Source organism: Flavobacterium sp. (assembly GCF_017744675.1).
Lineage (GTDB): Bacteria > Bacteroidota > Bacteroidia > Flavobacteriales > Flavobacteriaceae > Flavobacterium.
Window position 1 is genome coordinate 1,317,159 of sequence record NZ_JAGIAV010000004.1, and the last position, 22,128, is coordinate 1,339,286.

Below are 22,128 nucleotides of genomic sequence, written 5' to 3' on the forward strand. Positions count from 1 at the left end.
TTTGCGTTGAAAAAGATTTTCAAAAACAATTCAAAATACGATTAAATACCACAACCAAAACTAAAACCTATGCAGAGAAAACTAGCCCTTTTAGTACCGTTAATCGTATTTTCATTTCGTGCAGCTGCGCAAAATGAAACCTATTATAAAACTGACAAAGTCGGCGAAAAGTACGTGTATGTTGATGTCATAAAAACCTACGAAAAGGTGGCTGCAAAAGGCTATAAATCTGTAGACTTATTTCAAAAACTGGGAAATTCTTCTTACTCTAATTGCGAACTAGAAAAAGCAGCCGAATGGTATAGCGAACTCTTCGCCTTAACTACCGATTTAGATCCCGTTTATTATTACCGCTACGCCGAATCGTTGCGTTCTATTTCGCAAAATGCAAAAGCCGATGCTCTTATCGAAAAATTAAAACGTAAACCGAAAAGTTCTTTAAAAAGTAAGGTTTAAAACAGATACAATAAAACCTCTCAGAATCTGAGAGGTTTTATTTTTTTACCCTGTAAATTTTCTGCAACATTTTCATTTTGAAAGAGGAAACTGGCTAGTGAAAGAAGTTTATTTTCAATATATTTGAAATATGAATGAAAATACAAAAGACATAACAATAAGGCGAGCTGTAATTGCAGATTTACCTAAACTTGCCGAATTTCTACAATTTTTAGTAAATGCAGAAAGACCCTACGACCCAACATTAAAAGAGGGTGAGATTTTTTATTATGATATAAAGGAGCTTATTTTAGACAGCAAGAGCGAAGTTTTGGTTGTAGATTTTAACAATCAGATTATTGGTTGCGGCTATGCTCAAATTCGAACTGCTCTACCCTATCAAATACATGAACTATACGGATATCTTGGTTTTATGTATGTTGATCCAGAATTTAGAGGAAAAGGTCTAATTAAACTATTAATTAACGAACTTAAAAAATGGGTTCGATCTCAAGGAATAACCGAAGTTAGATTACAGGTTTATTCTGAAAATGAAGCGGCAGTCAACGCTTATAAAAAGGTGGGATTTGCACCAATAACGACAACCATGAGGTGTGATATAAGCCAATTGGATGATTCTTTATAGAATTTAACCACAATATTGTCATTTCTCCTTACGTCGAAATGACAATCGAAGCTCGACAATGATAATTGCCAAACCACGCGTTGGATGGATTAAAATCCATCCCTACAATATGATTGGTTCCTTCGGAACTTTTTATAGAATCACGTTGGAAAATACCTCCCAATATTGTCATTCTGAGGAACGAAGAATCTTCGCGAGAAACTCTACAAAGATTGGCGACAAACTATGCGCTGGATGGATTAAAATCCATCCCTATAATATAATACGTTCCTTCGGAACTTTTATAGAACTTGTTAAGAAATACTCGCAATCTTGTCATTTCGACGGAGGAGAAATCTCCGCGAGAAACTCTACAAAGATTGGCGACATTCTGTGCGGAGCTACTTGTGGAGATTTCTCCTCCCTCGAAATGACAAATTGGAGAGTATAAACTTTGGGTTCAAGAGCGAGATGCTCACGCTATAGAATAGATAGTACTTAATCATTCATTATTTGTAATGTTAGATCAATTTCATTAAAATATTTAATTACTTTATAACCTACGAAAAAATCTTTTTTAGCTTCAAGTGATGCTGTTATATAATTGTCAAATCCAATTTGCCAACTCTTAGATATTGGTATTGCGAATACATGCCCCAATAGTTCAAATTCATAAAAAAAAGGCTCGTTTACTAAATATTTCATTCTTTTGTCTTTGTCAAATAATAATACAGGATATTTAATATCGTCTTGTACATTTAAATATATTCCATATTTTCGTTCAAAATAAAACAGTGGTAACTCTTCTCCTAAACCATAACGACTAAAAGCTCTTATAAAATCATATTTAGAATCGTGTGCATCGCCATTTTGTCTTTCCGTTTCCTCAAGAAAGATTTTATATATTCCCCTTTTTAATAGGATTGAAATTTTTTCTTGAAAATGCCTTTGTAGTTTATACTTCTGTTTAACAGTTATAGTTCCTGTTCTAAAATTTACATTAAAGAAGATTGATGTAAATTTTGCTAGTGCTTTATTTTTACCCATTTCGCCAAATGATGATAGAAATCTAGCTCTACTTATATTAAAAGTTTCTTTGATTACTGTTTCAATTGAAGGCGTTTGAAATTGAATATTACCAAAATAAGCATTACAATCATCGCATACATTTACGCAAATCATTTTACCTCCAAGTGATTGTGGTATCGTGTGAGCTAATTTTTTAAATTCAACTTTTTCTTCAGATTTTGAACACCAGATACATTTTTTCATCTGTCTTGTATTAAAAATTCTTAATGACAAACTTTGGATTCTCTAAAATGACACACTTCTGAATATAATTATTCACCTAAAACTTCCCTAAATTTATTTTTTATTTCAAACTGAATTGGCTCTATTAATTCTCGAACTTTTTCATATGCAGTTCCATCCGAAATAAAGACTTTAGTATTATAAAAAGTCCCTTCCCTGCCTAGATACTCTTTTTGAAAATGTTGATTAGAAATTTCTAATGAAGAAGCTAGATATTTTTCTAACAATTCTTCAATTTCATCATTGAAATAAATTTTGTTGAAACTATAATACTCATGAAATTTATTATGAGCATCATGATAATCACAAGATTGTTTATGATTAATTTCTTCAGCCGTTTCATCATTAAGACTACTTTTTAATGGGGCTACATAAAGTCTCAGCTTAATCAAAACATCAGTCAAATACTTATAAGTTTCTGCCATCACTTCAAATCTCTTTTCATGAAGTTTAGTAAACTTGAAACTTTCTTTTGATTTCAAATAATTAAGTTCCGATTGGAATTGAGAAAGTTCTTTTGAATGTTCTTTTTTTATTTCTTCAAGTTGTTTATTGAAAGTATTTTGAACACTTCCTTTTACTCTTTCATTCAACCAAAGTGTAATTAAAGTTGGAACTAGACCAGAAACAAATACTATTAGAATATCCATCCGTTTTTTTGATTTAAATATAGTATTTTTCTTTAAATCATTAATTACTTAAATTTTCACCTTAAAAACAAAAAAACCTCTCAAAAAATCTTGAGAGGTTTTCGATAAATCTATAAAATAATAAATTCTACATATTCCTTCTATACTGCCCACCAACTTCAAACAACGCTGAAGTAATCTGACCTAACGAACAAACTTTTGTAGCTTCCATTAAATAATCGAATAGGTTTTCGTTTTTAATTGCGGCTTCTTGTAATTGGCTTAAATGCTCATTTACTTTTGCTTCGTGGAAATTATGTAGGTTATCCAGCATCGTAATCTGGTATTGTTTTTCTTCTTCTGTGGCACGAATTACCTCAGCCGGAATTACCGTTGGCGAACCTTTTGAACTCAAGAACGTATTGACACCCACAATTGGAAAATCTCCGTTGTGTTTTAAGGTTTCGTAGTACAAACTTTCTTCCTGAATTTTAGAACGCTGGTACATCGTTTCCATTGCGCCTAGAACTCCGCCTCTTTCTGTAATTCTGTCGAATTCTTGTAAAACGGCTTCTTCAACCAAATCGGTTAATTCTTCGATGATGAACGAACCTTGAATTGGATTTTCGTTTTTCGCCAAACCTAATTCTTTATTGATAATCAACTGAATCGCCATGGCACGACGTACAGATTCTTCTGTTGGAGTTGTAATAGCTTCGTCGTAAGCATTGGTATGCAATGAATTACAGTTGTCGTAAATCGCATACAAAGCTTGCAAAGTGGTTCTAATATCATTGAAATCAATTTCCTGTGCGTGCAACGAACGTCCTGAAGTCTGAATATGGTATTTCAGCATTTGCGCTCTTTCGTTGGCTCCGTATTTCAATTTCATGGCTTTTGCCCAAATCTTACGTGCCACACGACCAATAACTGAATATTCTGGATCTACTCCATTCGAGAAGAAGAACGATAAGTTTGGTCCAAAATCGTTGATGTTCATGCCACGGCTCAAATAATATTCCACGTAAGTGAAACCATTTGAAAGCGTAAACGCCAATTGCGTAATTGGGTTCGCTCCTGCCTCTGCAATATGGTATCCTGAAATCGAAACCGAATAGAAATTACGAACGTTTTTGGTAATAAAATATTCCTGAACGTCTCCCATCAATCTAAGTGCAAATTCAGTTGAGAAAATACAAGTATTCTGTGCCTGATCTTCTTTTAAAATATCGGCCTGAACAGTTCCACGAACTTGAGCTAAGGTTTTTACTTTTATTTCGTTGTAAACATCCAAAGGCAAAACTTGATCTCCCGTAACGCCCAAAAGCATTAATCCCAAACCGTTGTTTCCTGCAGGAAGTTCGCCTTGGTACTTCGGTCTTTCGATTCCTTTTGCTGCATATAATTTGGCGATTTTAGCCTCAACTTCTTTTTCTAAACCATTTTCTTTAATGTAGATCTCACATTGCTGATCGATTGCGGCATTCATAAAGAAACCTAAAAGCATTGGCGCAGGTCCATTGATCGTCATACTTACCGAAGTCAACGCATGAACCAAATCGAAACCTGAATATAGTTTTTTAGCATCGTCTAAACAGCAGATAGAAACTCCCGCATTTCCAATTTTTCCATAAATATCCGGACGCAAATCTGGATCGTTTCCGTACAAAGTCACACTGTCAAAAGCCGTAGAAAGACGTTTTGCAGGCATTCCTGCACTTACATAATGAAAACGTTTGTTGGTTCTTTCTGGTCCGCCCTCGCCCGCAAACATTCTTGACGGATCTTCGCCTTCACGTTTAAACGGATATAATCCAGATGCGAAAGGAAACTCTCCAGGAACATTTTCCTGTAAATTCCAACGCAGAATATCGCCCCAGCCTTCGTATTTAGGCAAGGCAATTTTTGGAATTTGCAAGTGCGATAAACTTTCAGAATGTGTCGCGATTTTTATTTCTTTATCGCGAACTTTAAATGAGTAAACTGGATTTTTGTATTTGGCTACTTTATCAGCCCAATTCAGGATAATTTCCCAATTGTACGGATCTAAATCCATTTTTACTTTATCAAATTGATTAAGCAAAAGATTTAAAAAGATTCTGTTTTCGTCGTGTTCTTGAAATCCTCCAGATAAAACAGTCGAATCGTCGATTCCTGCTTTTGTAATTTGTGGCACTTTTCCAGAAACCGATTCTATCGTTTTAAAGATTCCGTATAATTTCTGAGCTACTTTTTGCTGTGCAATTGCAGTCTCATCATAATTTCTATTATTCTCGGCAATTTCAGATAAATAACGTGTTCTTCCTGGCGGAATCACAAATATTTTCTCGCTCATTTCTTTAGTGATTTGAAAAGTCGATTTCAAGTCAGAATCGGTTTTTTCAGCCACTTTATCCATGATCGCTTTATACAGCGTATTCATTCCAGGATCGTTGAACTGTGAAGCAATGGTTCCGAAAACTGGCATTTCATCAGGATTTTTATCCCAAAGATTATGATTGCGCTGGTATTGTTTTTTTACATCGCGTAAAGCATCAAGCGCGCCACGTTTATCAAATTTGTTTAAAGCCACTAAATCGGCAAAATCAAGCATGTCGATTTTCTCCAATTGTGTTGCAGCTCCAAATTCTGGTGTCATTACATATAAAGAAACGTCTGAATGATCCATAATTTCGGTATCAGACTGTCCGATTCCTGAAGTTTCCAAAATAATCAAATCGTATTTTGCGGCTTTTAGAACCTGAATTGCTTCGGCTACATATTTAGATAAGGCCAAATTCGACTGACGTGTTGCCAGCGAACGCATATAAACTCTCGGATTATTAATCGCATTCATACGGATTCTGTCTCCTAAAAGCGCTCCTCCCGTTTTTCTTTTCGAAGGATCGACAGATATTAATCCGATTGTTTTTTCTGGGAAATCAATTAAAAAACGGCGAACCAATTCGTCCACCAAAGAAGATTTTCCTGCTCCACCTGTTCCTGTAATTCCCAAAACCGGAATTTTAGACGTAGCGTTGCTATCGTGAATTTTATCGAAAACAGGTTTTGCAATTTCTGGGAAATTTTCTGCTGCAGAAATCAAACGAGCAATTGCGGTTGGCACTTTATTTTCGATATGATCGATTTCTCCATTCAATTTGTCTCCAATAGGAAAATCGGCACGCTGCACCAAATCATTAATCATTCCTTGAAGCCCTAAAGAACGCCCATCATCTGGAGAATAAATTCTGGTAATCCCATATTCATGCAATTCTTCGATTTCGCTAGGCAAAATAACGCCACCTCCGCCTCCAAAGATTTTAATGTGTCCTGCTCCTTTTTCGCGAAGCAAATCATACATATATTTAAAGTATTCGTTGTGTCCGCCTTGATAAGAAGTCATTGCAATCGCATTGGCATCTTCTTGAATTGCGGTATTTACCACTTCTTCAACACTTCTGTCGTGGCCTAAGTGAATCACTTCAACGCCTGTAGACTGTATGATACGACGCATGATATTAATGGCAGCATCATGTCCGTCAAAAAGCGAAGCAGCAGTAACAATTCTTACTTTATTTTTAGGAATATATGGTATTTGTTGTTCCATTTTATGAATATGATAATTTTAAGCGACCAATGTACAAAATATTTTAATATTTGATCAGGACAATAGCTTTATGTTAACAAAATTAAATCGATTTCGTAAAACACTGGGGTAACAATTTACGTAAATAATTGATATAGTTAAAGAAAGCTTAAAGACATGGCAATTTCGCAACATTTAAATAAAATATGAAAACGTGTTTTAAGCGCTCCTAAATTAATTTAGCATTGTAGAAAAGCCCCAAATTTTTACCTAAAAACTTACGCAAAAGTAATAACGTAAAAATTAAAAAAATGAGAACATTTTATTCATTCACCGTAATTTTAGGTTTGAGTTTTTTTGTATTTTCTTTTAACAGAATTGAAAACAATAAACTTACATATAAAGCTTCAAACCATTCAACTGTTTACAACGATAATGAAGTAGACAAAATTTCAAACGGCTTCTTTAAAAGATATTCAGATTTGAAAAAATATAAATCTGAGGTGATGTCGTTGTACAAAAACAGAGCTCTTGGAACGATTTGGTTTGATGAAGACGAAATCAATGAATTTGGATCTGTTTTGTATGAAAAAGCAAAAAAAACAAATGATTTGGTAATTCCTTATCAAAAAGAAATAGATCTGTTGTTTAGCGCTTCATCAGACAAAAGTACGCTGTCTCAAACTGATGCAGATATGCTTTTAAGTTCTTTGTATATAGTGTATACTAAAAAGAGTAATGCAGACAAGAAAAAAATTGCATATGATGCCATGCTGAAAGACTTTTTGAATTACAGTACAATAGAAGAAAGTACCACAACTGCCAGTACTGATGCAAAAGTGGAATATGACCAGTATTACAAATTGCAAGATGTTCTTAAAAAATACAAAAGATTAGAAAAATCAAGCAAATGGAAACCAATTGTTCCGGCAGAAACGCCATACAAAGATTTACGTCCAGATGCAGTTTCTAATACGATTGCCCAAGTAAGAACTCGTTTGTATTTGTTAGGAGATTTGAAAACCGATTCTAAAAGCGATGTTTATGATCGTGAATTGATGGATGCAGTAATGAAATATAAAGTCCGTAATGGTTTTAAACCTAATTATATTTTGTCTGAAGAGCATATTAAAGAAATGAATACTCCGCTTGAAGATAAGGTAGCAACTTTAAAACTTAATATGGAAAGATGCCGTGAAATTTCGGCTCTTATTGCCGCTAGCGACGAGTATGTTTTGGTAAATGTTCCTTCATACGAATTGATTTATGTGAAAAACGGAAAAGTTCAACTGACTTCGCCAGTATTTGTTGGAGCACCGCTAACAAAAACAACCATTTTTAACGGCGAAATTGATAGAATCGTTTTTAGCCCTTATTGGACAGTACCGCAAAGTATTGTACAAAACGAATTAAAATCTAAAATTGCTTCAGATCCAAATTATCTTGCGGAGAAAAACATGGAAATGATTAACGGCCAAGTAAGACAAAAACCAGGACCAGACAATTCTTTAGGATTGGTAAAATTTATGTTCCCAAATCCTGATGATATTTATATGCACGATACGCCATCTAAAACTTTGTTTGATTTTGAAAAAAGAACTTTCAGCCACGGATGCATTAATGTGAAAATGGCCAAAGAATTAGCCGTTGCGATGCTGAAAGATTATCCTGAATGGACTCAGGCAAAAATTGATAAAGCTATGGCGGGTAAAGTAGAAAACACTTTTAAACTTACTAAAAAAGTACCGATTTACATTACTTATTTTACTACATTGGTAAATGATAAGGGAGAAGTAGGTTTCTTTCAAGATGTTTATGAAAGAGATGCTAATGTAACTAATACGGAAACATCTATTACTGTAAATTAATTCTTTTTTAGCATTACATTAAATCGGAAACCCATTCAGTTGGGTTTCCGATTTTTTTTGCAGTAAAAAAACCTTAATATATTGTTTTTAAAACTTTTAAGTCTAAAAATATTTTTAGTTCCTGCCGACCTTTGCTTCATATTAATACCACTAAATTTTATTAATCATGAAAACTGAAAATATTGAAGGATTGACACTTTTTGAAATTAATCTATTGATACAACAAGGTGGAAGATTTGTAATGTTTCCTAATCTAATGTCTAAACTTAAAAGCATTTACTTTGTTCGTCCTCACGAAAAAACATTCAAATATGCTTTAAAACATTTTTTAAAAAATGTATCTCATGGTTGGCGACACATTCCTTTAAGACCGTTTTATATTTCCAAATCTTTATTTTACATGGCAATAGGCGGTAAAGATTACACGCTGGATGTATTGGCCGATTTAAATCAAATCAATCCAATTTACAATCCAAATTTATATTGCCTACAATACGTTTAAAGCCCTTTTTTGTCCCAAACAAAATTAAATTCATCAAGGCAAAGAGTAAATCAAAAAAACTACAATCAAATTACAAAGTATTTTTTGCACTTGCAAAATCTTATTTTAAAGTTGAGAGAGTTTATCAAATTTAGTTTTGATAGGTTCTCTCTTTTTATTTTAATAATAGTTAAAAAAATACCGTAAAGTATTATTCTTAAATCTTTTAAGGGCAAAAACATTTCTAATCCCTTCTTTATTTTGCAGTAGAATTCAGCCCCTTTTTTTGTAAATGTTTAAAATCTAAACTATTATGAAAACAAATAATATAGAAGGTCTTACAGCGTTTGAAATAAACGTTTTAATTCAGCAGGGAGGAAAGTTTATTATGTTTCCTTTTATTATTTCTGAAATGGTAAAAAGGATCAAAGATTCGAATGTCTATTTTATACGCCCAAACGAAAGTACACTTAAGTATGCCTTGAAACACTTTTTTTTTGAATTTGTCTCTAAGCTGGCATATTTTTCCGTACACGCCTATCTACATCATGAAATCATTATTTTATCTAATGAAAGGTGGGAAAGATTATACTGAGACTATATTAAAAGATTTAGACACCAATAGTCCAATTTATACGCCTCAACTTACATTAGCTTATTAGTAAGTCTCAAAAAACTTTCCTAAAAATCATCTTATATTCTTATAGGGTGATTTTTTTTTGTCCAAGTTATCAGAAAAAATAAAGACTTTTAAAATTGAACATCACTATTTTCCATTAAAAAAATGCCAAATAAATAAGAAATTATCCTTATTTTAGCTTTGTTATTTTACCAAAAACTCAAATTTATGGAAGATTCAAACGAGTTAGTACAAAAACAAAGCTGGCTGAATAGAAACTGGAAATGGTTTATTCCCAGCGGGTGCTTGACTCTCTTATTATTAGTTGCTTTATTTATTGGCGGAATTTTCTATGAAGTAACTTCGGTTCTTAAAGATTCTGAGGCGTATAAAGAATCTATGATAGCGGTAGAGAATAATAAACTCGTAGTTGAAAAACTTGGATCTCCTGTAGAAACAGACGGAATGGTTTCTGGAACTGTTACTTCTCACAACAATGTTCGAACTTGCGATGTACAAGTTCCGTTAAAAGGACCTAAAGGCAAAGGAACTTTGTTTGTTGTGGGTGAAAAAAGAGGAACATGGAAATACAGTGAAATGTCTGTTTATATCGAAAACACAAAAGAGAAAATAGATTTATTGAAGAAATAAAATCTAGTAATCAAATACAACTTTAGAATGAAATCTCTTTTTAGTCTGCTCTTCGGACTTGCTCTATACATCACATCATTTGCCCAATCAAGCAATAATTACCAAGCTTATACAACGCGAATTGCACAATTTTCTAAGCCTTCCAGAATACTCTACAACCATGTAGATGCACAAGGAAATGGCTATATAGAATTTACAAATCCTAAAAATCAGATACTGCGTTTTCGATTAAAAAACCACAAAATTCAAACAGGTTCCTGCAATATCGCTTTTGAAATATATTATTATGAAAACAGCTATTTGAAAAAAATCGAATCGTTTGATAGCAACGGAAAATTAATTGGATGCAATTTAAAACTACATGGAGAAGCTGTCATCGAATACACAATTGAAAAACCCGAATTATATCTCAAAAAGAAGAAATTAATTGACGATGCCGAAGGTAATATTGATATGAAAGACGATAGCAATGAGAAAATTATTCGCGTTCGTCTATTCGACTCTAGCTATCAACCCATAACACGACAGCATCCTAGCTATATTTCATCAAAAGAATATTGGCAAAATACTGTTAGAATGTCTTGGCCATAGCGTGATTTATGATATCAAATCAATCCTTGTTAAGTTTGCAACAAAATGTTAGTTTTCTTTAAATAAAATTTGTGGCGTTGTTTTTGAATAAGTAGTACTTTTGAAACTTAAATAAAACCCCCAAATGAAAAAGATTTTACTATTAGCCGTTACATTTTCGCTTACTTCTTGCGCAGAGGTACAACAGACTTTAAATCAATACCCTCAAATATCTTCTCAAATTCCAGGAGTTGGAGGTGTTGACATTGCTTCAGGTTTAAAAGAAGCGCTAAACAAAGGAATTACACAACAAGTAAGTAAATTAACTGCGGTAGATGGTTTTTATAAAAACGAAGCCGTAAAAATTTTAATGCCAGAAGAATTACAAAAAGTAGATGCAACCCTGCGTAAAGTGGGTTTAAGCTCTCTAGCAGATGAAGGAATTAAAATGCTAAATCGCGCTGCTGAAGATGCTGTAAAAGAAGCAACTCCTATTTTTGTAACCGCTGTAAAAAACATGACTTTTACAGATGCTAAAAACATTCTTTTAGGAAGCGACAATGCCGCAACAAATTATTTGCAAGGCAGTACGACAACTTCATTATATGCCAAATTTAATCCTGTAATTAAAAACTCTTTTGCTAAAGTTGGCGCTGATGCAGTTTGGACAAAAATTATAACAAAATACAACACTATTCCATTAGTAAAAAAAGTAAATCCAGATTTGACTGATTACACAACCAATCAAGCTTTGTCTGGAGTTTTTAAAATGATTGCTGTGGAAGAAAAAGAAATCCGAAATAATATTTCTGCAAGAACAACGCCTTTATTACAGAAGGTTTTTGCAATGCAGGATGGAAAATAAATTTATACAAGATACAGAGTTACAAAGTGACAAAGATACAAAGTGCCCTAGGAACTTTGTCACTCTGTTACTTTGTCACTAACCCAAAAAAAACAACTAAAATGCAAAAAATTACAATACTCATTCACTGTAAAGATCAGAAAGGAATTATAGCGGCAGTGACTACTTTTATTGCAAAGGTAGAAGGAAACATTACCTATATTGACCAGCATGTTGATGTAGAGCAGAATGTATTTTTTATGCGTTTAGAGTGTGAATTTACGAACCAAGGTAGTAATATAGAAAACGTAAAAGAGGAGTTCAGCAAGACTATCGCTGCCGATTTTAATATGTCTTGGGACTTATACAATAAGGAACAAAAACCAAAAATGGCGTTGTTTGTTTCTAAATACGACCACTGTTTATTTGACATTTTAGGCCGTTACAGCGCTGATGAATTAGGTGTCGAAATTCCGATGATTATCAGCAATCATAATGATTTGCGTTCTATTGCAGAACGTTTTGATATTCCGTTTCATTATGTTCCGTTTACAAAAGACAACAAAGAAGAAGGCGAAGCAAGACAAATAGAGCTTTTGAAAAGATATCAAATCAATTTTATTGTTTTGGCGCGTTACATGCAGATTGTTACTCCAAAAGTCATTTCGCTTTACGAAAATAAAATCATCAATATCCACCACTCGTTTTTACCAGCTTTTCCAGGTGCAAAACCATATCATTCAGCTTTTAAACGTGGTGTAAAAATTATTGGTGCAACAAGCCATTACGTAACAGAAGAACTAGACGAGGGTCCGATTATCGAACAAGATATTGCGAGAGTTTCTCATATTCATTCTGTAGAAGATTTTATCATGAAAGGGCGTGATCTAGAACGTATCGTTCTGGCTAGAGCAATTAAATTGCATGCTGAAAGAAAAACTATGGTTTACAGCAATAAAACGGTTGTTTTTTCTTAAAAGTTGCTAAGGTTCTGAGGTACTAAGATTCTAAGCTTTTCTATTCTTTGAACACAAATAACAAACCCGACAGGTTTTTAAACTTGCTGGGTTTTCTTTTTTTTAAAACTTTTACATCAGAATATCAGCAACTTAAAAGCTAAAAAGAGAGATAAAAAACAAGGATTTCTATCTAAAATCTTAATTTCTTTCACAACTACATACTATTGACTTTTAAAGCTTTAACAACTAAACAAAATCATCTTTAGCAGATTCATAAACAAAACCAATTGTTATTAGATTATAATAGCCAAACGATATTTAACGTTGCATAAAGCTCAAAACAGGGATTAGAAAAATCTTAACTTATGACCAACAAAGTAATAACAAAACCTTAACAGCATAAGATTGATATATGTCGGACATTTGTAATGTAATAAACTGGTTATTTATTATTTTGGTTTTGGTTAGTTAAATGATGCCGGCGTCTTCGAGATGCCGGCATTCTTTTTTTCTATTAAATTTGTTTGATTTGTTTCAGGTTTCAAGTTTCAGGTTTCTTTGGCTGTTGATCTAACCGCAAAGTTCGCTAAGATTTACGCAAGGTTCGCAAAGTTTCTATCTACAAAACTTTGCGAACTTTGCGTTTATATTCACAATACTTGACAAAAAATCCTTGCGTGCTTTGCGTTAAAAAAATATGTTCAAAGTAAAGAAACCTGAAACTTGAAACCTGAAACAAAACAACTAGTTCTTCAACCTTTCATGAAGCAGTTTAAAATACGTGAATGCTTTTAACAATCGGCTTCCATGCCAAGAGAACATTTCGCCGTCTACGAAAATGGTTTTGGCGTGGTGTGTAAATCTTCCTATTTCGAAAGCATCTTCTTCTTTGAAAGGATACGGTTCTGAAGAAAGAAAAACTAAATCTGGATCGCCTTCTAAACGCATTTTCTTTAACTCGATTTCAGGATAGCGTCCTTTATCTTCGTAAATATTTTTAAAGTGATTCAGTTTCAGCAATTCATTTATATATGTATCTTTTCCAGCAACCATATAAGGGTTTTTCCAAATAAAATAAGCTGCTTTCTTTTCTTCTATATTTTGAATATAATTTTTGAAATCGCTTAAAGCGAAAGCTAATTTGTCGTTCCACTTTTGCGCTTCGGTTCTGCAATTGAACAATTGTCCGAAATCTGAAATCATCTGAAAATTATCTTCAATAGAAACGATATTCGTAACCCAAACGGGACAAATTGCTCTTAATTGCTCTACAATTTCTTGCGTGTTTTCTTCTTTATTGCAAATGATAATATCGGGTTCGAGAAGTTTTATTTTTTCGAAATGAATTTTCTTCGTTCCGCCAACACTCTTTTTGGTCGATTTAAAATGAAACGGATGAACACAGAACTTCGTTATTCCGATAATTTTCTCCTCTAAACCCAAATCATATAATAATTCTGTTTGCGAAGGAACAAGTGAAATAATGCGTTTTGGAGCGGTTTCAAAAGTATGAACAGTTCCTATTTGGTCGGTTAATTGTTTCATGTTTATTTAAGAAGAAGTTTTTCAGCCACGAATTCACGAATTTCTTTTTTAATTCGTGTAGTTTTTCGCCACGAATTCACGAATTTTCTCTAATTCTACTTTGTGGTTTATTTCTCTAATTTTTACCAAATCTATTGTAATAATATTATTTGATTAAATTTGAGATAATCATCGCAATCTATATCAAAATAAAATTCGTGAATTCGTGGCTAACAATTATTAAACCTGAAACTTCGAACCAATAATCTCTTCCATTTCCTTTTGCACTTTCAAAGCTTCTTCTCTAGCCTTTTCAGCAAAATCGGTTCCTTTTGAAGCGTAGATAATGGCTCTAGCAGAATTTACCAAAAGCCCCACTTTATCATTCATTCCGTATTTGCACACTTCAGATAAGCTTCCGCCTTGAGCGCCAATTCCTGGAACTAGCAAGAAACTATCTGGAACGATTTTTCTAATTTCTGTAAAATATTCTGCTTTGGTAGCGCCAACCACATACATTAGGTTTTCACTATTTTTCCAAGTTTTAGATGTTTCCAAAACTTGTTTGTAAAGTTCCTTTCCGTTTGTATTTAAAGTCTGAAAATCGAAAGCTCCTTCATTAGAAGTCAAAGCTAACATTATGGTATGTTTATTTTCGAATGCAAGAAAAGGCTCAACCGAATCTTTTCCCATATAAGGAGCAACGGTTACACTATCAAAATTTAAATCTTCAAAAAAGGCTTTTGCATACATGCTAGAAGTATTTCCGATATCGCCTCGTTTTGCATCTGCAATAGTAAAAATATCCGGATAATTTTCGTTGATATAATTAATCGTTTTCTGCAAAGACATCCATCCTTTTATTCCGTATGCTTCAAAAAAAGCGGTATTGGGCTTGTAACCAACAGTTAAATCATGTGTAGCATCTATAATTGCTTTACTAAATTCGAAAATAGGATCTTCGGTTTCTAATAAATGCTGTGGAATTTTAGTTAAATCAGGATCCAAGCCTACGCATAAAAATGATTTTTTTTGAAGAATTTGTTCGTGTAGCTGTTGTGTTGTCATATTGTATTTTACTAGTGCGGCAAAATTACAAAATGATAATTAGAAAATGTGTCTATTAGATAATTTAGATAATGTGCTAATTAGAAAATATGCCAATTAGAAAATGTGTCAATTAGAAAATGAGATAATTAGATAATTAATAAGCGATGCTTAAATCATTTTCTAATTGGCTAATTGACATATTATCTAATAATCTAATTAACATTGAATTCATACAACAACTATTAAAAATTGTGTAATTCTAGAAAAGAACTCAAAAGTATCTTTGAATACAACTTAAAAAGAAACAAATTATGAGCCCTAATATTGGAATTACACCAAAAAATTTAAAAAAGAGCGCTTCTATCTTAGCTACGATTTTATCTAATGAAATGACATTATATGTAAAAACAAGAAAATTTCACTGGAATATTTCTGGAAACAGTTTTATGGAACTTCACAAATTGTTTGAAGAACAATATCGTGTTCTTGAGGCGAATATTGATGAAGTTGCAGAACGCATTAGCCAGTTGGGAGAAAAAACAATTGGAACAATGAAAGAGTTTATAGATAATTCTACTTTGAAGGAATCTCCAAAAGAATATGCTTCGCAAAAAAACATGCTATCTGAGCTTTTAGAAAACCACGAACAGCTTATCACAGAATTTAGAGATTATATTCCTGTTTTTGAAAACGAAACCAATGATGCAGGTTCTGCCGATTTTGTAACCGGATTGCTTCAAGAACACGAAAAAATGGCTTGGATCCTGAGAAGATACCAAGAATAAAGCCATTCAGAAATGAAAATTATGCAACAGTCAGAAAAATAAATGTAACATTAAGCTGGCCGACAATTTGCAATTTTACAATACAATAAAAAAACTTAAAAAGAATATCATGAATACCACCGAGATAAAAGGAAACTGGAATGAGCTGAAAGGAAAACTAAAGCAAAAATATGCTGAGTTAGCAGATGACGATTTGATGTTTGCTGAAGGAAAAGAAGACGAAATGTACGGAAGACTTCAGCAAAAACTGGGAAAAACAAAAGAGGAATTTCATCAAATCCTGTCAGAATTGTAAATCCTTGCAACTCAATCAGGGAAATACCGTCTAGTAAAAATATTAGACGGTATTTTTTTGAAAAATTTATTTTAAAATCACATTTACTTGTAATTCAGTGCCAATTAAAAGCAAAAACAACAAATAAAATAAGTATCTTTAACCAAATTTCTATAAAATGAAACTATTTATAAAGTTCGACATTAATACCATTTGCTCGCTTTATCTTAAACAAAACCTGGAACAAAACAATGTAAATTTTACAACACTAGGTTTTGGTGAAATTGAGATTGAAGACAATCTGGATGCCGAAGCATTGGAGAATTTAAAAGCCAAATTGGCTCCATGCGGTTTTGAAGTAGTTGAAAATCAAAAAAGTGTGCTTGTTCAAAAAATTAAAGATGCCATTATCGAACTTGTTTTTATGGACGACAATAACAATTACAAGAGTTCTGTATTTTTGGCAGAAAAATTAAACCACAGTTACGGCTACTTATCTAATGTTTTCTCAGAAGTAACCTATTCTTCTATTGAAAACTTTATAATTTTACAAAAAATTGAAAGAGCAAAGCAGCTAATTATTATCAATGAAATGAGTTTGACCGAAATTGCTTTTTTACTTAACTATTCGAGTGTTGCCCATTTGAGTACACAGTTTAAAAATACAACCGGTATTACTCCGTCTGCTTTTCAGAGAATTATTAAGAAACGAAGAGAAAATTTAAAATAAAACCCAAATACCACAATCAAAATGCAAAAAAACGCATTACACATTTTATTGGCCGATGATGATGAAGATGACCGTCTTTTCTTTAAAGATGCGTTTGAAGAAATAAAAATACAGACAAACGTAAGTTTTGTTCATGATGGGATGCAGTTAATGGATCATTTACTAAATCCAGACAATAAACTTCCTGATATTTTGTTTCTAGATTTAAACATGCCTAAGAAAACAGGTAAAGAATGTTTAATTGAAATCAAAAAAACGGACCATTTAAAAGATATAATTATTGCCATTTACTCCACTTCTTCCTCTGAAGAAGATATTGAAGATACGTTTATTCAAGGTGCTAATATTTATATCAAAAAGCCAAGCGATTTCAATACATTGAAAAAAATAATTAATGAAGTCGTGACTGTAAATTGGCACTATCACACATCTGGGTTAAACCGTGATAATTTCTTGCTGCGACTAAAATAAGAGCATACCAATGAAATGGATACCAAATTTTAATTCTTCAAACTCTTTGAGAGTTATTTTTGTAATCGCAGTTTTCATTCTGTTATTTCTTTCTTCAATTGCTTACAAACATAATCAGGACTTGAACGAATCGAGTAAGCTGGTTATGCATACATACGAAATCAACATCCAGCTCGAACGATTAATGTCGGCTATAAAAGATGCAGAAACGGGCCAGCGAGGATATATTATCACTCGCAATGCCCGTTTTTTAACACCTTACATCTATTCGCGCGACAAGGTAAATACTTCTTTTATTACCTTAAAAAAACTTACTGCCGACAATAAGCCGCAACAGGAAAACCTCCAAAAACTTTTTAAGCTTATAACATTGCGATTTGTTTCTTTTGAAAACTGTTTAAAATACAGCGATCCCAAAACATACGACAAAAGAAAGCTCGACAACCACATGTTTGGCGGCAGGATCTTAATGGAAAACATTCGTTTTAAGGTCGACGAAATGAACGATATTGAAAAAGCATATCTAAAAAAAAGGCTTAAAATTTACGACGCGGAAATCTCATTAAGTCCGCTTTTTTCAATTTCGCTATTCTTGGTTGCCTTAAGTTTTATTTTATTATCGTACAGACAAATAAGCCGCGATTTTGAGCGTTTAAAAATATTCAACAAAAAACTTTTAATCTCAAGCGGATTAATTTCTGAATCTGAAAATATTGGAAAATTCAGCACTTGGCAATGGGACTTAGATTCTGATAAAATAGATTTTTCAGACAACCAATTTCGTTTATTAGGCCTAGAGCCAAAATCTTTTGCGCCAAACAAAGCCACACTTTTAAAATACGTTCATCCAGACGACAAAGAATCTGTTGCCAAAGCCATAGACGAAATTGTAAACAAAAAAGGGCTTCCGTTTGTGTACTACAAAATTGTACGCCCAGATTTTGAAGTCCGTTATTTTAAAACAACAGGAAAATTAGTAACCGACGAGCAAGGCAGCAAAATTTTGCTTGGTATTAATTTTGACATTACAGACGAGCATCTTCTTAATATCGAACTGCAGGAACGAAATAAAGAACTCGAAAAAAGCAATAAAGAGCTGGCTTCTTTTAACCACGTTGCAAGTCACGATTTGCAGGAACCGCTTAGAAAAATACAGACTTTTATTTCGAGAGTTTCTGATGCCGATAAGGAAGTAATGTCTGAAAGCGGTAAAAATTACATCACTAAAATTGAAAGCTCAGCCAAAAGAATGCGCGTTTTAATAGACGATCTGCTGCTGTTTTCGAGAACCAATACCACCAAAAAAGAATTCATTAAAGTTAGCTTAACCGAACTTCTACACAACGCCGAATCTGAACTGGCTGAAATGATTGAAGAAAAGAAAGCAGTTATTAAAGCTTCTAAACTTCCAAAACTTTCTGTTATACCCTATCAGATCGAACAGCTGTTTATCAATTTAATTGGAAATTCATTAAAATACAGTCAGCCTGATGTTGAACCTGAAATATCAATTTCTAGCGAAAAAGTCAACTCTGCCGATTATCCAGAAATTTTAGAACAGTCTGTAAAGAAATTTCATAAAATCACTTTTACAGATAACGGAATGGGATTTGACCCGCAGTTTAAAGAAACTATTTTTATTCTTTTTCAGCGTCTTCATTCTAAAACAGATTATCCTGGAACCGGAATCGGATTAGCGATCTGCAAGAAGATTGTCGAGAACCATAAAGGAAGCATTATTGCCGACAGTATTTTAGGAAAAGGCTCGGTATTTACAGTGTTTCTTCCCGATTAGACACCCTCAAAAAAACACATAAAAAACGTTATATAAATCCGTTATGGGAATTATATAACGTTTCTTTTTTATGCTGTAAAGCAAAATCTTTCATTCGTTAGCATCTTTGTAATGTAATACTTTAGGAAGTAATAATGAAAGCAATTCCCCCTTTAAAAGCTACTTATTTTAAAGTCTTTTTCTTATTCGTATTAGTGGTTTGCATCACGTCGTGCAGAAAGATTAATCCGATCGAAAACACTTTGAAAAATCAAGCTTTTGCAAAAAATGATAGAGAAGAAACAGAAGTATTCTTTTTTATCTCAGCGGCGAATATTAGCAAATCTATTATTTCAAAAAGTCAAATTGCACAACAAAAAAGTTCAGATGTTATTGTTCAGGAATTAAGCAAAAGAATTGAAGTTCAAGAAAATCAATTGCTAGATGAAATAACCAAAATGGCAACATCAAAGCTTATTGTCATCACTGAAATAAACGCCACGCACAAACGAGACCTGTACAACCTCCTTGATGCCAGCAGTAAAGACTTTAACAGTATTTATTTGGATACGACGACAGAAGCGATATGCGATCAGATTGAGTTACTTGAAACGATTTCTAGAGAAACAAATGACAAACAAATTCTCGAACTCGTTCTTAGATTTTTGCCCGAACAATACAAACTCTTACGGGAGGCTGAAAGAATAAAAAAACAAAATGAATAAACGCCTATTAATTATTTATTCAATTAACTAAATTTTTAACTATGAAATTACAAGCCAATTTTTTATGCGCCTTAACACTTTTTTTATCAGCTTCGTTTGGAATGCTGCACGCACAAGACAATAATGTAAATACCGAATTTGGAGTAAAAGGAGGATTCAACATGTCTAACTTATATGGTAGCGGAGATAATGTAGATGACAACAATGTTTTATACGGATTTAACGCGGGGGTTTATGCCACGCTTCCAATCTCAGATTTTGTTGCCATTCAGCCAGAGCTTTTGTTTACCACAAAAGGTGCAAAATTAGAGTACAATAACGCTTTAGCAAGTGGGGATGCAAAATTTAGACTGAATTATATCGAGCTTCCGCTTTTAGTGCGAGTTAATGTTACTAAAAACTTTAACATTCACGCCGGTGGTTATGCTTCTTATCTAGTAAGCTCTAAAGTAAGCGGAAATGGTTCTTTTGATTTTGACCAAGACATTGACACAGATGATCTCAACAAATTTGATGCAGGTATTTCTGCTGGTGTTGGAGTAGATTTTAATCCAATTAGCATAGGATTGCGTTACAATTACGGTTTAACTACTGTGGGTAAAGAAAGAACTGTTGCAGGAACTACATACACGTTTCCTGATGCAAAAAATAGCAACTTGACACTATACCTATCGTACAAGTTAAACTAAACGATAAAATCAATTATTAACCGCTAAAATAAAAGACCATGTCAAACTTATTATATACAATCGCAGTGATTCTGGTAATACTTTGGGCTCTTGGGTTCTTTGTTTACAGTTTCGGAAGCATTATCCATATTCTATTGGTAATTGCCATCGTTGCCGTATTGCTTCGACTAATTAAAGGTCGAGAAGTATAAAATCACATTATTAAATCAACAAATTATTAAATATTAATCCATTAAAATTAATTTATTATGAAAACTAGTAGCACAATTTTAGGAATTTTAGGAGCCGCAGCGGCGGGAGCATTCATAGGTGTTTTATTTGCACCAGACAAAGGGTCAAACACTAGAAAAAAAATCAAAGATAAATCTAAAGATTACGGAGATAATCTTAAAACCAAATTTGATGGTATCGTAAATACGATTACTTCAAATGGTAAAGATATTATTGAAGAAGGAAAATCTAAACTTAACCAAGTAAAAGATGACTTCAATACGATCAAAGATGATGCTAAAACAGTAAAATCAAACTATTAATCTGCAGTATTAATTAGTGAAATTTTCAAACCATAAAACCCTATATCATGGAACCAAATGCAACAACAAACGAGGACTTAAATCTTTATGAAAAAGCTGAAAACTATGCTAAAACAAGTTTAGAATTATTAAAACTAAAAACGGTATGTTCAGTTGCTGATGGTGCTTCATCATTGGCATCAAAGATAGCGATTGGTATTGTTGTTGCATTTTTTACCTTGTTCCTCAATATTGGAATTAGCTTATGGATCGGGAAAGAGCTTGGCGAGTATTACTATGGTTTTTTTATCATGGCGCTATTTTATCTTCTTGTGGTAATTGTGGTGGTAAAATCACATCATAAATTGATAAAAACTCCGATTGGAAACACTATTATTTCAAGCATACTGAAAGAAACAAAAAACTGATTTAACGAATTAATACTTAAAAGACTATGGAAGCCATTTACAATATTGATCAGTTAAATCGAAAAATTGAGGAATTAGAAGTTCGCCAAAATACAGAATGGTGTGCAATAAAGGATCATATTGACGAGATTAAAGACAATTTAAAGCCGATAAACCTGATTAGAAACACAGTTGAAGAAATCAACGAAACAGTGGGTTTTAAAAGCCATATTGCACAATCGGCCATCAGTATCGGAATTGGTTATCTGGCAAAGAGATTTATTGTCGGAAAAGGCGATTCGATGTTTAAGGGAGTTTTAGGCTCTATCGTTCAGCTTATTGTAACCAATCTGGTTTCGAAACCTCATCATGAAACTTCTTCTGATGACGAAGAAGAATCATCACAATACGAACCATCAAGAGAGTAATTTGTCAAACTTAATTGAATTATTATGGAAAAAATTAGCGAAATAATGATAAAAAAAGGTGTATACGTTTACTCGAATCTATATAAATGTTTAGAATATACGAGAGTATTTTTAGGCGTCTAATTTCATCATACGTTTTTGGGGAAACGGTTGATGAAAAAGACCTTCAATATATATTTTTTTTTAAAGGTACTGAGGT

Annotated in this window: 25 protein-coding genes; 20 read left to right on the forward strand and 5 right to left on the reverse strand. The window is 33.0% G+C overall.

Annotation, left to right across the window (positions count from 1 at the left end):
* The first annotated feature begins 69 nt into the window (after positions 1-69).
* Both J7574_RS15890 and J7574_RS15895 read left to right on the forward strand, forming a co-directional pair.
* Complete coding sequence (locus J7574_RS15890; RefSeq protein WP_290970548.1) at positions 70-456, forward strand: flagellar motor protein MotB; 387 nt, start codon at positions 70-72, stop codon at positions 454-456.
* Between the two features lie 130 nt (positions 457-586).
* Complete coding sequence (locus tag J7574_RS15895) at positions 587-1,081, forward strand: GNAT family N-acetyltransferase (RefSeq protein WP_290970550.1); 495 nt, start codon at positions 587-589, stop codon at positions 1,079-1,081.
* A 477-nt stretch (positions 1,082-1,558) separates the two neighbouring features.
* On the opposite strand, the gene J7574_RS15900 is transcribed toward J7574_RS15895, so the two are convergent.
* The 3 genes from J7574_RS15900 to J7574_RS15910 form a co-directional block, all read right to left on the reverse strand.
* A complete protein-coding gene (locus tag J7574_RS15900) occupies positions 1,559-2,332 on the reverse strand; it encodes an HNH endonuclease (RefSeq protein WP_290970553.1) in 774 nt (257 codons plus the stop codon).
* Between the two features lie 68 nt (positions 2,333-2,400).
* Entirely contained in the window at positions 2,401-3,021 is a 621-nt protein-coding gene (locus tag J7574_RS15905) for a hypothetical protein (RefSeq protein WP_290970556.1), read from the reverse strand.
* Between the two features lie 127 nt (positions 3,022-3,148).
* Positions 3,149-6,589: a methylmalonyl-CoA mutase family protein gene (locus J7574_RS15910; RefSeq protein ID WP_290970561.1), complete on the reverse strand. Its 3,441-nt coding sequence runs from the start codon at positions 6,587-6,589 to the stop codon at positions 3,149-3,151.
* 290 nt (positions 6,590-6,879) lie between these two features.
* On the opposite strand from J7574_RS15910, the gene J7574_RS15915 reads away from it, so the two are divergent.
* The 7 genes from J7574_RS15915 (at position 6,880) to purU (ending at position 12,578) form a co-directional block, all read left to right on the forward strand.
* Positions 6,880-8,436, forward strand: a complete 1,557-nt coding sequence (locus tag J7574_RS15915) for a L,D-transpeptidase family protein (protein ID WP_290970564.1) — start codon at positions 6,880-6,882, stop codon at positions 8,434-8,436.
* Positions 8,437-8,602: 166 nt separating this feature from the next.
* Positions 8,603-8,938, forward strand: coding sequence for a hypothetical protein (locus J7574_RS15920; protein WP_290970567.1), 336 nt, complete (start codon positions 8,603-8,605; stop codon positions 8,936-8,938).
* A gap of 292 nt (positions 8,939-9,230) precedes the next feature.
* Positions 9,231-9,512 (forward strand): hypothetical protein, encoded by a 282-nt coding sequence (locus tag J7574_RS15925; protein ID WP_290970570.1) that lies wholly within the window; start codon positions 9,231-9,233, stop codon positions 9,510-9,512.
* 252 nt (positions 9,513-9,764) lie between these two features.
* The gene (locus J7574_RS15930) at positions 9,765-10,187 is read left to right on the forward strand and encodes a cytochrome c oxidase assembly factor Coa1 family protein (protein ID WP_290970573.1); all 423 of its coding nucleotides are present in this window, start codon (positions 9,765-9,767) and stop codon (positions 10,185-10,187) included.
* Positions 10,188-10,214: 27 nt separating this feature from the next.
* Positions 10,215-10,778, forward strand: a complete 564-nt coding sequence (locus J7574_RS15935) for a hypothetical protein (RefSeq protein WP_290970576.1) — start codon at positions 10,215-10,217, stop codon at positions 10,776-10,778.
* 124 nt (positions 10,779-10,902) lie between these two features.
* Positions 10,903-11,622 carry a DUF4197 domain-containing protein gene (locus J7574_RS15940; protein ID WP_290970579.1) on the forward strand — a complete coding sequence of 240 codons (720 nt, stop codon included), beginning with the start codon at positions 10,903-10,905 and terminating at the stop codon, positions 11,620-11,622.
* Between the two features lie 101 nt (positions 11,623-11,723).
* Positions 11,724-12,578 carry a formyltetrahydrofolate deformylase gene (gene purU, locus J7574_RS15945; protein WP_290970582.1) on the forward strand — a complete coding sequence of 285 codons (855 nt, stop codon included), beginning with the start codon at positions 11,724-11,726 and terminating at the stop codon, positions 12,576-12,578.
* Positions 12,579-13,304: 726 nt separating this feature from the next.
* On the opposite strand, the gene J7574_RS15950 is transcribed toward purU, so the two are convergent.
* Together J7574_RS15950 and pyrF are read right to left on the reverse strand one after the other, a co-directional pair.
* A complete protein-coding gene (locus J7574_RS15950) occupies positions 13,305-14,105 on the reverse strand; it encodes an ABC transporter substrate-binding protein (protein ID WP_290970584.1) in 801 nt (266 codons plus the stop codon).
* A 219-nt stretch (positions 14,106-14,324) separates the two neighbouring features.
* On the reverse strand, positions 14,325-15,152 hold the full coding sequence (gene pyrF, locus J7574_RS15955; protein ID WP_290970587.1) for an orotidine-5'-phosphate decarboxylase: 828 nt from the start codon (positions 15,150-15,152) through the stop codon (positions 14,325-14,327).
* Positions 15,153-15,445: 293 nt separating this feature from the next.
* Here pyrF and J7574_RS15960 point away from each other — a divergent pair, with 293 nt between their 5' ends.
* The 11 genes from J7574_RS15960 (at position 15,446) to J7574_RS16010 (ending at position 21,929) form a co-directional block, all read left to right on the forward strand.
* Positions 15,446-15,919 (forward strand): DNA starvation/stationary phase protection protein, encoded by a 474-nt coding sequence (locus J7574_RS15960; RefSeq protein ID WP_290970590.1) that lies wholly within the window; start codon positions 15,446-15,448, stop codon positions 15,917-15,919.
* Positions 15,920-16,028: 109 nt separating this feature from the next.
* Positions 16,029-16,214 (forward strand): CsbD family protein, encoded by a 186-nt coding sequence (locus tag J7574_RS15965; RefSeq protein ID WP_290970593.1) that lies wholly within the window; start codon positions 16,029-16,031, stop codon positions 16,212-16,214.
* 157 nt (positions 16,215-16,371) lie between these two features.
* Positions 16,372-16,923: an AraC family transcriptional regulator gene (locus J7574_RS15970; protein ID WP_008462349.1), complete on the forward strand. Its 552-nt coding sequence runs from the start codon at positions 16,372-16,374 to the stop codon at positions 16,921-16,923.
* Between the two features lie 21 nt (positions 16,924-16,944).
* The gene (locus J7574_RS15975) at positions 16,945-17,394 is read left to right on the forward strand and encodes a response regulator (RefSeq protein WP_290970637.1); all 450 of its coding nucleotides are present in this window, start codon (positions 16,945-16,947) and stop codon (positions 17,392-17,394) included.
* 10 nt (positions 17,395-17,404) lie between these two features.
* Positions 17,405-19,189, forward strand: a complete 1,785-nt coding sequence (locus J7574_RS15980; RefSeq protein ID WP_290970640.1) for a CHASE3 domain-containing protein — start codon at positions 17,405-17,407, stop codon at positions 19,187-19,189.
* Between the two features lie 242 nt (positions 19,190-19,431).
* Entirely contained in the window at positions 19,432-19,893 is a 462-nt protein-coding gene (locus tag J7574_RS15985) for a DUF4142 domain-containing protein (protein ID WP_290970644.1), read from the forward strand.
* A 41-nt stretch (positions 19,894-19,934) separates the two neighbouring features.
* Complete coding sequence (locus J7574_RS15990) at positions 19,935-20,582, forward strand: porin family protein (RefSeq protein ID WP_290970647.1); 648 nt, start codon at positions 19,935-19,937, stop codon at positions 20,580-20,582.
* Positions 20,583-20,620: 38 nt separating this feature from the next.
* On the forward strand, positions 20,621-20,773 hold the full coding sequence (locus J7574_RS15995; RefSeq protein ID WP_290970650.1) for a lmo0937 family membrane protein: 153 nt from the start codon (positions 20,621-20,623) through the stop codon (positions 20,771-20,773).
* 57 nt (positions 20,774-20,830) lie between these two features.
* Positions 20,831-21,115, forward strand: coding sequence for a YtxH domain-containing protein (locus J7574_RS16000; protein ID WP_290970653.1), 285 nt, complete (start codon positions 20,831-20,833; stop codon positions 21,113-21,115).
* 47 nt (positions 21,116-21,162) lie between these two features.
* Positions 21,163-21,522 carry a hypothetical protein gene (locus J7574_RS16005; RefSeq protein WP_290970656.1) on the forward strand — a complete coding sequence of 120 codons (360 nt, stop codon included), beginning with the start codon at positions 21,163-21,165 and terminating at the stop codon, positions 21,520-21,522.
* A 26-nt stretch (positions 21,523-21,548) separates the two neighbouring features.
* Positions 21,549-21,929 (forward strand): hypothetical protein, encoded by a 381-nt coding sequence (locus J7574_RS16010; protein WP_290970660.1) that lies wholly within the window; start codon positions 21,549-21,551, stop codon positions 21,927-21,929.
* The last annotated feature ends 199 nt before the right edge of the window (positions 21,930-22,128 follow it).

Coding starts and splice junctions, on each gene's coding strand:
- J7574_RS15925 (WP_290970570.1), top strand. CDS start 9,231: ATGAAAACAAATAATATAGAAGGTCTTACAGCGTTTGAAATAAACGTT.
- J7574_RS15930 (WP_290970573.1), top strand. CDS start 9,765: ATGGAAGATTCAAACGAGTTAGTACAAAAACAAAGCTGGCTGAATAGA.
- J7574_RS15970 (WP_008462349.1), top strand. CDS start 16,372: ATGAAACTATTTATAAAGTTCGACATTAATACCATTTGCTCGCTTTAT.
- pyrF (WP_290970587.1), bottom strand. CDS start 15,152: ATGACAACACAACAGCTACACGAACAAATTCTTCAAAAAAAATCATTT.
- J7574_RS15995 (WP_290970650.1), top strand. CDS start 20,621: ATGTCAAACTTATTATATACAATCGCAGTGATTCTGGTAATACTTTGG.
- J7574_RS15940 (WP_290970579.1), top strand. CDS start 10,903: ATGAAAAAGATTTTACTATTAGCCGTTACATTTTCGCTTACTTCTTGC.
- J7574_RS16005 (WP_290970656.1), top strand. CDS start 21,163: ATGGAACCAAATGCAACAACAAACGAGGACTTAAATCTTTATGAAAAA.
- J7574_RS15920 (WP_290970567.1), top strand. CDS start 8,603: ATGAAAACTGAAAATATTGAAGGATTGACACTTTTTGAAATTAATCTA.
- J7574_RS15915 (WP_290970564.1), top strand. CDS start 6,880: ATGAGAACATTTTATTCATTCACCGTAATTTTAGGTTTGAGTTTTTTT.
- J7574_RS15950 (WP_290970584.1), bottom strand. CDS start 14,105: ATGAAACAATTAACCGACCAAATAGGAACTGTTCATACTTTTGAAACC.
- J7574_RS16000 (WP_290970653.1), top strand. CDS start 20,831: ATGAAAACTAGTAGCACAATTTTAGGAATTTTAGGAGCCGCAGCGGCG.
- J7574_RS15935 (WP_290970576.1), top strand. CDS start 10,215: ATGAAATCTCTTTTTAGTCTGCTCTTCGGACTTGCTCTATACATCACA.
- J7574_RS16010 (WP_290970660.1), top strand. CDS start 21,549: ATGGAAGCCATTTACAATATTGATCAGTTAAATCGAAAAATTGAGGAA.
- J7574_RS15975 (WP_290970637.1), top strand. CDS start 16,945: ATGCAAAAAAACGCATTACACATTTTATTGGCCGATGATGATGAAGAT.
- J7574_RS15965 (WP_290970593.1), top strand. CDS start 16,029: ATGAATACCACCGAGATAAAAGGAAACTGGAATGAGCTGAAAGGAAAA.
- J7574_RS15905 (WP_290970556.1), bottom strand. CDS start 3,021: ATGGATATTCTAATAGTATTTGTTTCTGGTCTAGTTCCAACTTTAATT.
- J7574_RS15890 (WP_290970548.1), top strand. CDS start 70: ATGCAGAGAAAACTAGCCCTTTTAGTACCGTTAATCGTATTTTCATTT.
- J7574_RS15990 (WP_290970647.1), top strand. CDS start 19,935: ATGAAATTACAAGCCAATTTTTTATGCGCCTTAACACTTTTTTTATCA.
- J7574_RS15910 (WP_290970561.1), bottom strand. CDS start 6,589: ATGGAACAACAAATACCATATATTCCTAAAAATAAAGTAAGAATTGTT.
- purU (WP_290970582.1), top strand. CDS start 11,724: ATGCAAAAAATTACAATACTCATTCACTGTAAAGATCAGAAAGGAATT.
- J7574_RS15895 (WP_290970550.1), top strand. CDS start 587: ATGAATGAAAATACAAAAGACATAACAATAAGGCGAGCTGTAATTGCA.
- J7574_RS15980 (WP_290970640.1), top strand. CDS start 17,405: ATGAAATGGATACCAAATTTTAATTCTTCAAACTCTTTGAGAGTTATT.
- J7574_RS15900 (WP_290970553.1), bottom strand. CDS start 2,332: ATGAAAAAATGTATCTGGTGTTCAAAATCTGAAGAAAAAGTTGAATTT.
- J7574_RS15960 (WP_290970590.1), top strand. CDS start 15,446: ATGAGCCCTAATATTGGAATTACACCAAAAAATTTAAAAAAGAGCGCT.